Origin of the sequence: Nakamurella sp. UYEF19, from assembly GCF_040546275.1 — a bacterium.
Lineage (GTDB): Bacteria > Actinomycetota > Actinomycetes > Mycobacteriales > Nakamurellaceae > Nakamurella.
On the sequence record NZ_JBEPNO010000008.1, the window covers coordinates 177495 to 191312 of the forward strand.

16 protein-coding genes and 1 pseudogene are annotated in these 13818 nt (G+C 68.0%); 6 read left to right on the forward strand and 11 right to left on the reverse strand.

Annotated features, from left to right (window positions below; translation table 11 throughout):
- Window positions 1–80: 80 nt before the first annotated feature.
- The 10 genes from ABIB25_RS13620 to ABIB25_RS13665 form a co-directional block, all read right to left on the reverse strand.
- Complete coding sequence (locus ABIB25_RS13620; RefSeq protein ID WP_354528998.1) at window positions 81–845, reverse strand: alpha/beta hydrolase; 765 nt, start codon at window positions 843–845, stop codon at window positions 81–83.
- 102 nt (window positions 846–947) lie between these two features.
- Window positions 948–2039, reverse strand: coding sequence for an MSMEG_0565 family glycosyltransferase (locus ABIB25_RS13625; RefSeq protein ID WP_354529056.1), 1092 nt, complete (start codon window positions 2037–2039; stop codon window positions 948–950).
- A gap of 29 nt (window positions 2040–2068) precedes the next feature.
- The gene (locus ABIB25_RS13630) at window positions 2069–2932 is read right to left on the reverse strand and encodes a carbon-nitrogen hydrolase family protein (protein ID WP_354528999.1); all 864 of its coding nucleotides are present in this window, start codon (window positions 2930–2932) and stop codon (window positions 2069–2071) included.
- A 4-nt stretch (window positions 2933–2936) separates the two neighbouring features.
- On the reverse strand, window positions 2937–4322 hold the full coding sequence (locus ABIB25_RS13635; RefSeq protein ID WP_354529000.1) for an MSMEG_0569 family flavin-dependent oxidoreductase: 1386 nt from the start codon (window positions 4320–4322) through the stop codon (window positions 2937–2939).
- A complete protein-coding gene (locus ABIB25_RS13640; protein WP_354529001.1) occupies window positions 4322–4633 on the reverse strand; it encodes an MSMEG_0570 family nitrogen starvation response protein in 312 nt (103 codons plus the stop codon). Before ABIB25_RS13640 ends, ABIB25_RS13635 begins: the two co-directional genes overlap by 1 nt.
- On the reverse strand, window positions 4626–5528 hold the full coding sequence (locus tag ABIB25_RS13645; protein ID WP_354529002.1) for a carbon-nitrogen hydrolase family protein: 903 nt from the start codon (window positions 5526–5528) through the stop codon (window positions 4626–4628). Before ABIB25_RS13645 ends, ABIB25_RS13640 begins: the two co-directional genes overlap by 8 nt.
- Entirely contained in the window at window positions 5525–6979 is a 1455-nt protein-coding gene (locus tag ABIB25_RS13650; protein ID WP_354529003.1) for an MSMEG_0567/sll0787 family protein, read from the reverse strand. The genes ABIB25_RS13645 and ABIB25_RS13650 overlap by 4 nt, the downstream gene beginning before the upstream one ends.
- A 5-nt stretch (window positions 6980–6984) precedes the next feature.
- The gene (locus tag ABIB25_RS13655) at window positions 6985–8040 is read right to left on the reverse strand and encodes an MSMEG_0568 family radical SAM protein (RefSeq protein ID WP_354529004.1); all 1056 of its coding nucleotides are present in this window, start codon (window positions 8038–8040) and stop codon (window positions 6985–6987) included.
- An 11-nt stretch (window positions 8041–8051) separates the two neighbouring features.
- Window positions 8052–8576 (reverse strand): MSMEG_0572/Sll0783 family nitrogen starvation response protein, encoded by a 525-nt coding sequence (locus tag ABIB25_RS13660; RefSeq protein WP_354529005.1) that lies wholly within the window; start codon window positions 8574–8576, stop codon window positions 8052–8054.
- Window positions 8577–8666: 90 nt separating this feature from the next.
- Window positions 8667–9491 carry an amidohydrolase family protein gene (locus tag ABIB25_RS13665; protein WP_354529006.1) on the reverse strand — a complete coding sequence of 275 codons (825 nt, stop codon included), beginning with the start codon at window positions 9489–9491 and terminating at the stop codon, window positions 8667–8669.
- A 393-nt stretch (window positions 9492–9884) separates the two neighbouring features.
- On the opposite strand from ABIB25_RS13665, the gene ABIB25_RS13670 reads away from it, so the two are divergent.
- The 6 genes and pseudogenes from ABIB25_RS13670 (at window position 9885) to ABIB25_RS13695 (ending at window position 12788) form a co-directional block, all read left to right on the forward strand.
- On the forward strand, window positions 9885–10202 hold the full coding sequence (locus ABIB25_RS13670) for a WXG100 family type VII secretion target (protein ID WP_354528959.1): 318 nt from the start codon (window positions 9885–9887) through the stop codon (window positions 10200–10202).
- An 89-nt stretch (window positions 10203–10291) separates the two neighbouring features.
- Entirely contained in the window at window positions 10292–10591 is a 300-nt protein-coding gene (locus ABIB25_RS13675) for a WXG100 family type VII secretion target (protein WP_354529007.1), read from the forward strand.
- A 53-nt stretch (window positions 10592–10644) separates the two neighbouring features.
- A pseudogene (locus ABIB25_RS13680) lies at window positions 10645–10788 on the forward strand (type II toxin-antitoxin system RelE family toxin); the annotation flags it as partial.
- Between the two features lie 138 nt (window positions 10789–10926).
- The gene (locus ABIB25_RS13685; RefSeq protein ID WP_354529008.1) at window positions 10927–11265 is read left to right on the forward strand and encodes a hypothetical protein; all 339 of its coding nucleotides are present in this window, start codon (window positions 10927–10929) and stop codon (window positions 11263–11265) included.
- A gap of 163 nt (window positions 11266–11428) precedes the next feature.
- Window positions 11429–12256 (forward strand): transglutaminase-like domain-containing protein, encoded by an 828-nt coding sequence (locus tag ABIB25_RS13690; protein ID WP_354529009.1) that lies wholly within the window; start codon window positions 11429–11431, stop codon window positions 12254–12256.
- A 49-nt stretch (window positions 12257–12305) separates the two neighbouring features.
- Window positions 12306–12788, forward strand: coding sequence for a cupin domain-containing protein (locus ABIB25_RS13695; RefSeq protein WP_354529010.1), 483 nt, complete (start codon window positions 12306–12308; stop codon window positions 12786–12788).
- A 44-nt stretch (window positions 12789–12832) separates the two neighbouring features.
- Here the strand turns inward: ABIB25_RS13695 and ABIB25_RS13700 are convergent, their stop codons facing one another.
- The gene (locus ABIB25_RS13700) at window positions 12833–13672 is read right to left on the reverse strand and encodes an LLM class flavin-dependent oxidoreductase (RefSeq protein WP_354529057.1); all 840 of its coding nucleotides are present in this window, start codon (window positions 13670–13672) and stop codon (window positions 12833–12835) included.
- Window positions 13673–13818: the final 146 nt, after the last annotated feature.

Genomic DNA, 13818 nt, shown 5'->3' on the forward strand with positions numbered 1-13818 from the left:
GTCAGCTTCCTGGTGGTCAGCAACCCAGCGGTCAGCTTCCCGGTGGTCAGCAACCCAGCGGTCAGCTGAGTGCAGCGCGGTCAGCTCAGCGGCAACCAGGCGAGGACGTCCTGGATCCTGGCGTCCCAGTAGTTCCAGTTGTGCTCACCCGGCCCGAAGTCGCTCTTCACCGGAATCCCGGCCCCGGCGGCGATGTCGACGAACTGCCGGTTGGACCTGATCAGCCGGTCCTGCGTGCCGCAGCAGACGAAGAGGTCCGGCACCGTCGACGGGTCGACCTTGGTCAGCAGGTCGAGAAGGTCGTTGTCGGTGCCGATCACCGGTTCGTCACCGAAGATGTGTTTCATCACGGCGGGCTTGTCGTGCCAGCGCTGTGGGTCGGTGATGTCCAGCGATCCCGACAGACTGGCCGCCGCTGCGAAACGTTCCGGATGCCGCAGCGCCCACTTCGCCGCTCCGTACCCACCCATCGACAGCCCGGCGACGAAGGTGTCCTCGCGGCGGTCGGACAGCCGGAAGAACCGGTTGGCGATCTCCGGCAGTTCCTCGGACAGAAACGTCCAGTACCGGCTGCCGTGGACCTCATCGGTGTAGAAGCTGCGGTGGACCTGCGGCATCACCACGGCGAGACCCAGCGGCGCTACATAGCGCTCGATGGAGGTGCGGCGGAGCCAGGTGGTGTCGTCGTCGCTGAGACCGTGCAGCAGGTACAGGGTCTGATGGCCATCGGCCCGGGCGGTTCCCGCCATGCCGATCTGGCTGCTGGTCTGCTGCGGGAGGATGACGGTCATCGAGGTGCTCAGACCGAGCACCTCGGAGAAGAAGTCACAGCGCAGGTGTGCCATGGTCGGCTCCGCTTCGTTGATCGGCCGGACAGCAACGACGTTCGACGCACTCTACGAGATGGTTCCCGATCACCTGCCCCGCCACACCGCTCGCGCGAGCCATCACCCCCGCGTGGAATAGAAGTCCAGATGCGCCGCCGCCGCCGCGGACCACGTGTGACGGGCGGCCAGCGCCCGGCCTTGCGCCGTCAGGGGATGGTCGGTGTCCGTGAGGGCCTCGGCGATGCGTTCGGCCATCGCGTTCGGATCGCCGGCGAAGGCCGCCGCACCGTCGAAGACCTCCCGCAGGACGGAAAGGTCCCGTACGACAAGGGGGACGCCGGCGGCGAGGGCCTCCATCGCGGCCAATCCGAATCCCTCCTTGGTCGAGACGAACCCGAACACCGCCGCGGCGGCCACGAGGGCCGGCAGTTCGTCGTCGTCGACGGTTCCGAGCAACGTGGGTTCGACCCCCAGCTCTGTGCACCGACGGTCGAAAGCCGTGCGGTAGTCGCGATAGTCGAACAGGGTCTCACCGCCGGCGATCACCAGTTGCAGGTCCGGAAAGCGTCCGCGGACGACGGCGAACGCCTCGAGCAGATCGATCGTCCCCTTCCGGGGTTCGATCCCGCCGACCGCCAGCAGGTACCGGCCGTGCCTGGCCCGGGACGACGCCCGCGCGGCGACGGCAGTCGCATCGGCGGATGCGGCGAAGCCGAACCGCGCACTGTCCACACCGTTCGGGATGACGGTCGGGTGCAGACCCCAGCCGGCGGTGAGCTCGCCGGCGACCGACGCCGAGACGCAGACGTGGGCATAGGGATCGACGATGGCGCGCTCGTGGCAGGCGGCCAGCGCCGGCGTGGTGAAGTTGTCGAGGTGATGCACGGTCCGGATGCACCGGCCGACGGCGTTGGCGCTGATGCAGTCCTGGGCGTGCACGATGTCGTAGTCATCGGGCCGGAAGGCCGCACCCAGGACGCGAATCGACCGCAGGATTCGCTCCCCGACGTCCTCGCCGTCCAGCGGCGGGAACGGTACGATCTCCAGCCGCACCGAGTCGTGCACGCGTCGGAAGAAGCCGCCGTCGCCGTCGCGTCCGAGCGTCCAGACGGTGACGTCAGCGCCCGCCGCGCTCAGCGCCTCGGCCAGAGCGAGGGTGTGCACCACCCCGCCCCGAGGCTTCGTGGAGTAGGTGAGCAGGGCGACGCGCAACGGGCTCGGCGCCGCCGGGGGTGGGGCGGTCAACGCCGCAGCTCGGCGTTCAGTCCGGGGTAGGCATCCAGGCGGCGTTCCTGCAGGTGACGGAGGACGCGGCGCGCCCGGCCGATCTCGCCCTCGACGTCGATCTCGGCGATGGCCAGCCCGCCCTTCGCCGCCGTTCGCGCCAGGATGTCGCCGCCCGGCCCGACCACCTTCGCCTGGCCCAGGAAGCGGAGGTCACCCATGATCCCGGTCTGGTTGGACGACACCAGCACCACCTGGTTCTCCGCGGCCCGCGCGCAGTCGTACAGATCGAACAGCCGGGACTGCCGGTCCTGTGGGAGCCGCGCGGCGCGGTCGGTGACGCTGGCCGGCCACGCGGACAGACAGGCGAGCACGTGCGCCCCGTCGAGGGCGAGCGATCTCGCCGCCTCCGGGAAGGTCTTGTCGTAGTCGATCATCAGGCCCATCCGTCCGACGGGGGTGTCGAACGCGCTGAAGGTGTCGCCGGCCGCGTAGGCCAGGGATTCACCGGCCGGCTGGTGCACCTTGCGGTGCCGCCCGAGGATGCCGTCACCCGACAGGCAGATCGCCGCGTTGTACCGGTGGTCGCCGTCCTGCTCGGTGTATCCGACGCAGACCACCATCTCTCCTGCGAGAGTGGCGATCTCGCGCAGTTCGGGGGCGTCGACGGTCAGCGCCGGCGGCAGTGAGGCCACATCGGGATGACGGAGATCGCCGAGGTAGCCGCCAAGCGCTGCGTCCGGGAGGACCAGGAGGTCGACACCGGACCGCCGGGCGTCGTCGATGATCCCGGAGATCTTGACGACCGACCGCTCGAGATCGCGGCCGAAGTGCCCGGCGACCGCGGCGAGCCGTTTGACTGCACTGCTGGCGTCGGGCATGGCGTCAGAGTAGGGCGTGCTCTCTGGTGCGGCCCTTGGACACTCTGTCCCGTGTGCCCGCGCCCTCCGGCGCGGTTGCCGGGTGACCGACGATCTGCTCGGCCAGATAACCTGCATCCCTTGCGATACCGGCGAACCGACCGGACCCCCAGGTGTGCAACCACGGCAGTCCGAGGAAGTAGAGCCCGTCGACCCCGGTGACCCCCCGGACGTGACGGGGGTGGCCTTGGCCGTCGAAGACGCCGATCTGCACCCATCGGTAGTCGGCGCGGTAGCCGATGCTCCAGATGACGGAGTTGATGCCCGCGGCGGCCAGATCGAGCTCCGTCCGTTCGGTTTCCGGTGCCCACACCGGGGTGTAGCGCTCCTCGACCGGCGCGTTGAGGTGGTGCTGCGCGATGTGCCGGTCGATGGCGTCCTTGATGCCCTCGGCAACCCGGTCGGCGGCATCGAGGCATCCACCCAGGGAGGGCGCGAAACTCAGCTGCTCATTGCGGATGTCGAGCAGCCGGCCGTAGAGTTCCATGCCCTGCAACGAGAATGCGCGGAGGTCGATGTCGCGACCACCGTCCCGCCCGGTGACGTAGTGGTTGGTCTTGTCCCTGGTAGCCAGTCCTTCGGGGTGTTCCTCGACTGGCCGGTCGTAGTGACCCATGTCGGCGAGCCAGGCCACGCAGTCGCGGCCACGGTAGAAGCGGGCCACCCGCGGGGCGCTGCCGACAGCGAGGGTGACCTTCCGTCCCTCCAGGTGGAGGTCCTCGGCGATCTGAGCTCCGGACTGACCGGATCCGACCACCAGCACCCCGCCGTCGGGGAGGTCACCCGAGTTGCGGTACTGGGAGGAGTGGATCTGCCGGAGACGGTCGGGTAGTCGTTGTGCTGCAGCGGGAATCACCGGGAGATGGTAGCCGCCGGTGGCGATGACGACCTTGTCGGCCGTCATCTCGACGCGCTCGCCACCGGGATGCAACTGCACCGTCAGCGCGAAGCCGTCGTCGCGCCCGTCCGGACCTGGAAGGTGGCGCAGGGTCAGCACTTCCTGTCCCTCCCGCACCGGCGCACCGAAGGAGTCGGCGTAGGTCCGGACGAAGGTGTGGACCAGGTCCCGCGGCATGAATCCGTCGGGATCGTCGCCCTCGTAGGAATAGCCGGGTAGTTGGCACTGCCAGTTGGGCGTCACCAGGGTGAAGTTGTCCCAACGACCTTCGCGCCATTCGTGGGCGATGCCGGAACGTTCCAGGACGATGTGGTCGACACCGCTCTGACGCAGGTGCCAGCTGATCGACAGCCCGGCCTGCCCGCCGCCGATGACGACCACGTGATGGTGCTCGGGCGGTTGGTGTTGCCTGTGGTTCTCCGGTGCGGCTGAGGATGTCGGCGCTTTGCTCATCAAATTGCTCCAGAGGAATCGGGTAGTTCCGGCTGCATGGACAGCACCTCGACCTCGCCGCCCACACTGGCGAAAGGAGCTGCTCGTAGATCGATCTCGCGAAGCTGGGCGGCGGCCATGGCACAGGGCCGGCCGTACTTGGCCCGCACGCGATCGCTGGCGATGCCAAGGGCGGTGTGCGTGCGGCGGAGGAATTCCGGCAACGGGTACGAGCTGCCGGCCGAAAGGTGGTCGTGCATGACGAGGGAGGGTGAGTAGCAGTCGGTCTGGCTGCCATCGGGCCACCTCACCCGGAACGTCATCTCAGGCATGGAGCACGGTCGAGGTGATGTAGGTTTCCGGACGACGGTCACGGAGGTGGAACATCGACCGCCGGGCGGTGGACAGCAGGTGGTCGACATCGACCGAGGCGATGGCCAGACCCGCAGTGATACCGGTGTCCGCCAACACTTCTCCACCGGGATCCACTACCTTGGCGCTGGCCACGAATCGGAGCGAGCCGAAGTTGCCCGACTGGTTGGCCGAGACCCAGACCACCTGGTTCTCCAGGGCGCGGGCGCGGTCGAACAGGTCGAATCGACGCTTCCACCGGTCCTGGGTGAGGTCCGGTGAGGCCGCGGTCCGCGCGGCCGGCCACGCCGACAGGCAGGCGATGATCTCGGCGCCGTCCAGGGCGAGTGCCCTGGCTGCCTCCGGGAAGGCCTTGTCGTAGCAGATGAGCATGCCCATCCGGCCGATCGGTGTGTCGAAGGCGTCGAACGATTCGCCGGCGAGGTAGGAGAGATTCTCGCCGAGCGGCTGATGCACCTTGCGGTGCACTCCGAGAAGGCCGTCGCCGGTGAGCGCGACGGCGGTGTTGTAGCGCGTCGGGGTCGCCGAGTCGGAGCCGCCGGCAGAAGTGCCGTCTTCGCAGATCCCCAGGCAGATCACCAGTTCCCGGGCGATCGAGCGCACCCGGGCCAGCTCCGGGCCGTCCAGCGAGAGTGCCGGGGGGAGGGCGCTGATCCGTTCGGCCCAGACGTCCGGATCTGTCGAATCGCCGCCGCCCAGGCTCGAGAGATAGCCGCCGAGGGCAGCCTCGGGAAGCACCAGGAGGCCGGCTCCGGCCGCCCGTGCCTCGTCGGCCAGTCGTTCGATGGTCCGATAGGCCTGTTCGAGGTCACGGCCGAAGTTCTCGGCGGCCGCGGCAACGGTGATGACGGTCATGCCGTCCCCAATCCGGTGACATCGCCAGTGATGGCGTGGGTGATCTCGCCGTCGGGCCAACGCAACTGGACACCGGGGGTGCCCGTGAGTTCGCCGCAGCGAGAAGTGGTGGCCGGGCCGGCATCGGCCATCTGATGGCCGGGGGCGGCCGTCATCACCATGCTGAACCCGGGGAAACAGGTGAACCAGTCGCCGGCCGCGACATCGTCCGGCATCGGAACGCGGTCCACATCGATGACGGCGCCGCAGCCGGCCGCCTCGGCGAGCATTCCGGTGGTGCCGACCAGGCCGGCCATGCTGACGTCCTTGGCGCCGGTTGGCCCGGTGCGGGCGACGAGCGTGGCCATCGAGCGAAGTTCCTGGGCCGAACGGTGGGATGTCGAGTCCCACTGCCGACCGTGGTAGCCGGGACGCCAGCCACCACCGAGATCTGTTGACAACCACAGAGAGTCACCGATCGAGCCACCGCCAGCCGGAACCGGGGCGTCGGTCCGGCCGACGGCGGTCACCGACAGCGAGGCCGGCACGCCCAGTTGGGTGTGGCCGCCCAGCACGGGCACCCCCCAGGCCTGGGAACCGCGGCGGATGCCGTGCAGAATCCTGGTGGCGAACGAGGCGTCACGGGCCCCGATGGCATCCAGCAGTCCGACGGCGCGGGCGCCCATCGCCGAGAGGTCGTTGATGTTGACCAGGACGGAGCACCATCCGGCCCATTCCGGGTCCCGCTCGACCATCGACGGAAGGATGGCGTCGCAGGCGGCGATGACGTCGCTGCCCGGCACCACGGCGCCGTCGTCACCGACGAAACCGTTGCCGCCCAGACCGTTCGCGCCCTGACGGAGCGGCGCAAGCAGGTCGGCCAGCGGGCCTTTCGTGGCCTCCGCGAGGCGTTGGATGCGTCCGATCGGCCACCGCATGCTGACGTGCGGCGCACCAGCCAGCGTGGTGTGGCCGATGGTGGTCCAGCCGATACGGCGGAACAGGTCGTGATGGGCTCCCTGCACGACAGCGTCGAAGCGCAGTACACCCAGGGTCTCGGCGTGTGCACAGGCCGCCCGGACCAGGGCCCGACCGACACCGCCGTGACGACGGGCCGACGCCGCGACCACCAGACGACTACCCGTCCACCAACCGATATCCCGGTGGGGGTCGTCGTTTCCGGCCGCCGGGGACAACCGGACACCGCCGATCACGCGACCGTCGGAATCGGTGGCGACCAGGACGACGGTGCGCGGATCTTGGTCTCGATCGTCGAGGTCGTGACCGGAGAACAGGCCCTGTTCGGCGACGAAGACGTCCTTGCGGAGGTCGCGGTACTGGGCCAGCGTCACAGCATCCTCGACCCGGCGGATGAGATAGTCGCGTTGCCGCCGGGTGACCGGCGGTGTCCCGGTCAGCACCGAGACATCAAGCCCGGCCGACAGTTCGAGTGCTTTCAGGGACTCGGTCATCGTGGTCAGGCCCCCGCTGCGGCCAGCACGCTGCAGGCTCCACAGGCAGCGCACCCGGCCTTCTGGTCGGAGCCGAACATGCCGGCCCGGTTGAGGAGGTTGGCCACCCGGTGGGTGACATCGGCGAGTTGAGCGTTGGTGGGGGCGGTGGCCCCGTCGCGAGCGGCCAGCGTACCGGCCAGCGGCCGGAACGGGACGACGAACGGGTAGACGCCGATCTCGATGAGTTCGGCTGCTGCCGCGACCATCTCGTCCGGATCCTCGCCGAGGCCGACCAACAGGTACGTCGAGACCTGGTTGCGGCCGAAGACTCGGACGGCCTCGGTCCAGGCCGCCCAGTACTCGGCCATCGGCACCGTCGACTTGCCCGGCATCCACTGCGCGCGAACCTTGTCGTCCATCGACTCGACGTGGATGCCGATCGAGGCAGCACCCGCCTCGTACAGATCGGTGATGGTCTGCAGATCCGCCGGCGGTTCGCACTGCACCTGGATCATCAGATCCGGGACAGCCTCCCGCACCGCCTTCACGCAGCGAGCGAGGTGCCTGGCGCCACGGTCTCTTCCGTTGGAGGTACCGGTGGTCATCACCATCTGGGTGACACCGTCGAGCCGGACGGCGGCTTCGGCCACCTCGGCCAGTTGGGCCGGCGACTTCACTGCCGTCGTGTTGCCGGCGGTCAGCGAGTCCTCGATGGCGCAGAACTTGCAGCGCTGGTCCTCGGCGTAGCGGATGCAGGTCTGAACCACGGTGGTGGCCAGCACATTCGAGGAGTGGAGCTTCGCGATCTTCTCGTAGGAGACGCCGTCGGCCGTCTCCAGGTCGTAGAACCTCGGCCGAGCAACCGGTTCCACGGCCATCCCGATGTCCGCCCCGTCCAGCAGCAACCGGCCCTCGCGGACCAGATACGGGCTGTCGAGGTTGATCGGGATGGCCGATCCACGGCCGTTGACCAGCAGATGCCCGTCGTCACTCGGTCCGGCGCCCCCCCGACGGGACACCGGCGCTTCCACCCGGATGCCGCGCAGAGCCAGATCGACGCGAGTTGAGGTGCTGGTCATGGCCGCGGCCTCTACAGGTTGTAGGTCGAATTGATGATGGCGCCCTTGCGGGCGTAGTGGATCAACGCGTCCTGGACGTCCAGCGGGTGCGACGGGATGACGCCTTCGATGAGGTCCTCTTCGCGCAGGCCGTGCAACGACAGGCCGAAGCGGCAGCAGAAGACGGTGCCGCCCTCCTTGATGAAGGTGGCGAGCGAGTCGTTGATGTTCTGCTCGCCCGGGAACGCGGAGTCGCCGGTGGTCGGGAAGCCGCGGGTGGCCATGCAGTTCATCGCGCCGGGGCCGTAGAAGTAGATGGCCGACTCGAATCCCTTCCGCAGCGCGCGGGTGGCCTGCAGGATCGCGACGAAGGACACCGACGACTCGTGGGCAATACCGTGAACCAGGGTGAAGTACGACTGCCCCGGCTCGGCCTGGTAGTCCGGGAAGATCTTGGTCGACCCGTAGATGTTGCTGCCCTTGGGAAGTGAGGGATGCGGGATCTCCGCGAGGGACTTGGCGATGTTGGCCGCTAGGGTGTCGTCGGACTCGGACATGGTGCCTCCTGATGTGATGGGCGGGTCGTTCTCGGGGCGGATCCTGCGGCGGTGCGGGTCTTGCGGTTCCTGCGGGTGCGGTGGTGAGGATCAGTGGTAGAGCGCGGTGAAGTTGTCGTGCAGCATCATCCGGGCGAGTTCGCCGTCACCGACCGCGGCCCGCAAGCGGGCGAGCTCCCCGGCGTGGTCGCCCCACGGTTCGTCGGAGGCGAAAAGGATTCGGTCGTAACCGATCTGACGCTTCTCGATCTCGGCGGCGAGCCAGCGCGGCGCGAATCCGATGGCCCAACTGGTGTCCGAGTAGACCTTTTTCCCGGCCTCGATCCAGTCGAAGAACCGGCTGTTGATGAGCTTGATGTGGCCGCTCATCCCGCCGCCGAAGTGCACCAGGTGGATCTTCACGTCGTCGGCGTACTCGTCGACCAGCAGTCCGACCTGGTCGATGTCCGACGCGGCGCCGGGGGAGGTGTGCACATGGACCACGAGGTCGTGTGCCTTCGCTGTGGCGAAGATCTTGTCCAGCGACTCGGTGCACGCCGGGTCGGATGCGCTGCCCCCCAACAGGAAGCTGGTCTTCAGGGCAACGACGCCTGGTTCGCCGGCCATGGCCAGCGCCGTTGCCGTCATCTCGGCGTCCTGCGGCCGGGGGGAAACCCAGAGGCCGCAACGGATCCGGTCGGTCTTGTCGGCGGCTTCGAGGGCCAGTTGGTTGAGGCCGAAGGAGACCTCGGGCATCGGAACCCCGTAGTTGGGCAGCACGACTGCGCGTTCGGTACCCTCGGCATCGAGGTCGGCGATGAGGTCGGCGACCGTTCGCCGTGCACTGATGTCCGGGTTGACGGGCGGGCCCCCGTAGAAGGGGAAGGCCGGGAGCACGCCGATGTGCCGGTGGGCGTCGAGTGCGCTGGTGGCCATGAATCCATTCAAAGTGGCAGATGAGTCGCTTTGGTCAGGTCTGGAACAACTCCGCGTTTCCGATTGCGCTCAGGATTTCCAGAGTGTGTCGTGGGTGGCGTTTCGTCGGCGAGTCGCCGACGGTGGTCCCCACCCGCAGTGGTGAGGTTCGAGAGGTCCGACTCGACCGGAGCGGCGATGTCCAAATCGTCCCGGTTCGAGACACGGCCTTGCCTGCGCCAGGTAGCGCTTCGGACGAGAGTTCGGCCGGCCGAGTTGTCCACAAATTTTTCTACGGTCGGCTGAAACCATCTCCGGCGCTCTATCGTCGGATCTGCGGTTGTCGCCGGTGGGTTCCCCTGCTGGTGTTCCTCGAGTGGGGTTGGGGTGGTTGGTGTGGGTCCGAAGTTTGCGGTGCGTGACAATGCGGTGAATGTGCATGCGTCGAATCTGGAGGGTGCGGAGTCGTCGATGAATGCGCAGGCGGCGTCGTTCTTGCAGGCGATCGAGTCGTTGCCGCAGGATTGGAAGGGTTCGTCGTTTTCCTCGTGGGAGTCGTTGACGGCGGCGTGGTCTGCGGCGATGAAGGATCTGAATGCGGCGTTGGCGTCGATCAAGGGGAATGTGAAGAACGCGGGTGGGTTGTACGACACCTATGAGGCGCAGATGACGGAGTCGCTGACGTCGGCGAACGGGTCGGCTGATTGGGATGGGACGAAGTTCAAGTTCTGATCGTCCGGTCGGTGCACGCAGGCTTTCCTCTTCTTCTGTTTTGTCCGGTTTTCTTTGGTGCGGGTCGATGTGTGATTGGGGTGTTGGGTATGTCCGGAGGGGTGTTTTCCTACAACGAGGCGACGGCGGAGTCGGCTTCTGGTTCGTTGGGGTCGGTGATCGGTGGGTTGGAGTCGTCGTTGTCTGATCTTGGTGGGTTCGTGGCGAGTGTGAAGTCCTCGTGGGACGGTGATGAGCAGGACACGTATGCGGGGGTGCAGGCGAAGTGGGATGCGGCGGCGGCGGCGGTGCAGGAGATCTTGACGGCGGTGTCCAAGTCGTTGTCCTCGACGACGTCGGGGGTGAAGGACATGCGTGGGCAGGTCCGTTCGGCGCTGACCGCGCACTGACCGCGGGCCGGCAAGGGTGAGTTCTCGGATCCTGAGACGAGCCTCGCCGAGTCGGCAAGCCGCTGCAGGGTCAACTTGTCGGCATCTGGTCCGCTCGCCGAGGCACTCACCGCGTGCTCTGTCGGATTCGCGAAGACGCACACGAGGCCGTGGTCCTACGGGTAGAACACCGAAAGGATGCCTACCGGCCGAGGTGATGCTGGAGGCCGCGGGGAACCTGGCTGCGGAGAACCGACCGGCCTGACGCGGGTGGTCGCGTTCGTCACGCGCAGCGCCTACCGTGATCAGGACGGGATCGGCCCGTCGAGCAGAAGACGAGAAGCGGATCCGAGCAGATGAGCGCAGGTGAGGAACGACGGGCGTCCTCCGGGACGAACCGGTCGAACAGTGCCGGCGACCAGCCGCACCGCCGCAGTTTCAGTCGACCGGGGCGGACGAAGGTCGACCGGAACCGGGACCTTCCCGTCGACCGGCAGATTCGGATGCTGCTGAAGAACCCGACGCCGTCACCGGCCGAGCAGAACCGCCTGTGCGAGTTGACCCGCACCAAGAGCTACCGGGCTGCGGTGGCCGTCGCCAAGCGGATGCTGGTTCCGCCGAAGCCCGAGGCCGCAGCGCCCGAACCGGAGGCTCCCGTCCGCCGACGCAATCCCGGGAACCGACGCGAAGGCTGAGCCGCGGCCGGGGGGCGTCGGGGTCTCGAATCCCGAAACCTGCCGACAACACATCGTCATTAAGGTGGGGGTCTCGGATCGGCCCGGCGGCCATCCGTGGTTCCGTCATCGACGAGCGATCGGGGTCGACCCGCCGGGGCCACCCCGTCGGTAGGAGCACTGCGTGACCCTGCGCCAGGTCCAGATCGGCTGCGACTTCGTCTACCAGGCCGAGATCGCCACCTCGACCGTTTTCCAGGTGGCGCCGCTGGCCGGTGCGATCTCCGACGAGGTGTTCACCTTCACGCCTGACGTCGATTCCCACGAGTACCGGGACATCTACGGCAACCGGTGCCTACGAGCGATCCTTCCGGTGGGCGCGTCCCAGTTCACCTATCGGGCGCTGGTCGACGTCCCCGACGCCACTGAGGATTTCGACGAACGGGCCCCCGAGGTCCCGCCACACGATCTGCCGGACGACGTGCTCGTCTACACCATGCCGAGTCGCTACTGCCTGCCGGACATGCTCGGTAACGAGGCCTGGTCGCGATTCGCCGACACCCCGCCGGGATACGGTCGGGTGCAGGCGATCTGCGATCACGTCAACAGCCATCTCCAGTTCGCCTACGGCAGCAGCAATCCGACCTCGACGGCCTGGGATGTCAACGCGTCCGGCTTCGGGGTCTGCCGCGACTTCACACACCTGGCCATCTCGTTCTGCCGCGCCCTCAACATCCCGGCCCGCTACGTGTTCGGCTATCTGCCGGACATGGACGTCCCCGCCGACCCGGCGCCGAACGACTTCGCGGCGTGGATGGAAGTGTGGCTGGGGGACCGCTGGTGGACCTTCGACCCCCGCAACAACGTTCGCCGCAAGGGCCGCATCCTGATCGGCCGCGGGCGTGATGCGTCAGATGTGGCCATGGCGACGACCTTCGGTGGGCCACTGCTGGAATCGATGTTCGTCATCGCCGACGAAGCCGTCGTCGGCCGGGTGCCCGCTGGCTGGTGACGGCGAGAATCTGGTGACTGCCGAGAACCGGGTGACTGTCAAAGGTTTGGTGACTCCCGACTATCTGGTGCCGACCGAGCACACCGAGGCCGAAGGACGGCAGGTCGCCGCCCGGCTGGGTCTGGAACCACTCGATCACGAGGGTGGCCTGTTCCGGCGCACTCTCACCCGCGATGGTGTGACCGCGATCTACTACCTGTTGGTGGGCAATGACTTCTCCGCTATGCATCGTATGCGATCTTCCGACGAACTGTTCCTGTTCCACGCCGGTGCTCCCCTGCAGATGCTGATCCTCGACACGGACGAGGGTCGCGAGGAACTGCTCGGCCCCGACCCGCTCTCCGATCATCGGCCGCAACTGCTGGTGCCGGCTGGTGTCTGGCAGGGGGCCCGGAGCACCGGTGCGTGGAGCCTCGTCTCGACCGTCGTCGTCCCGGGCTTCGTATGGGCGGACTTCGAACTCGGCGCCAGAGCGGAGCTGTCGCAGACCTTCCCGGCCCGGGCGCAACGCATCGCAGCGTTGACGCGCTGATGCGTCTGACGAAGCGGTCCAGCGGATGTGCTGAGTGGGCCCGTTCAACGCCCGACAGCGGCGAGGGTTTCCTGGACCATGCGTAGTGGATCGCCGCCCACCGGTCGCAGTACGACGCTGTCGGAGCCGGCATCCCACAGGGACCGGATCCTGGCCGCGACGACCCCGGCCGGGCCGGCGGCCAGGAAGACGTCCTCCGGTGCGATCCCCTGCACCGCCGCGAACTCCGCGCGCACGGGTGCGGTGGCCGCCTCGACTGCGGCGGGGTCGTCGGAAACGCACAAGTGGGTGAGCACCACCAGCTGATGAGCTGGGGTGGCGTCGATGTCGGCCAGCGCGGCGGTGACGGTGGCCGGCCCGGTCCCCTCGGCCAGGATGGTGCCGTCGGCGATGCGTCCCGACAGGCGGAGCGATCGGGGTTTCATGACGCCGGCCATCAGGGGCGGCACGGCGGCCGGTGGATGCACGAGCTGCACGTCGTCGATCGTGATGTACCGACCCGTGGTCCGGACACGCGCACCGGAGAGCAGCGCGCGGACGCCCACCATCGTCTCCTCGAGCAGGGTGAGGGTGGACGCCACCGACGCGCCGACCTGCACCATCCAGGGGCCGACGCCGTGCCCTATCCCGGCGATCAGCCGGCCCGGGTGCAGCCGCTCCAGCGTGGCGATCTCCATGGCCAGCAGCGCCGGATTGCGGAACGGCGCCGGGACGATCCCGATGCCGACGCGGATGCCTGTGGTTGCCGCCAGCGCGGTCGCGGCGGCCGAGATCCCGCCACCGAAACCGAGATCCTCCACCACCCAGATCTCGTCGACCCCGGCTGCCTCCAGCTCGGCCGCGAACCCCGGTAGCGCCTCGGGTGCGCGGTCCCGGTCGAACATGACACCGATGCGATTGCCCACGGCCTCATCCTGCCCTGTGGCTGCCACCGGCGCCTGCGGGGCTTGCGTCCTGCAAAGTGCTCGCTATAGCGGGCACTTTGCAGGACGCAAGCGGGATGCGGCGCGGCGATCACCGTCACCTCGGC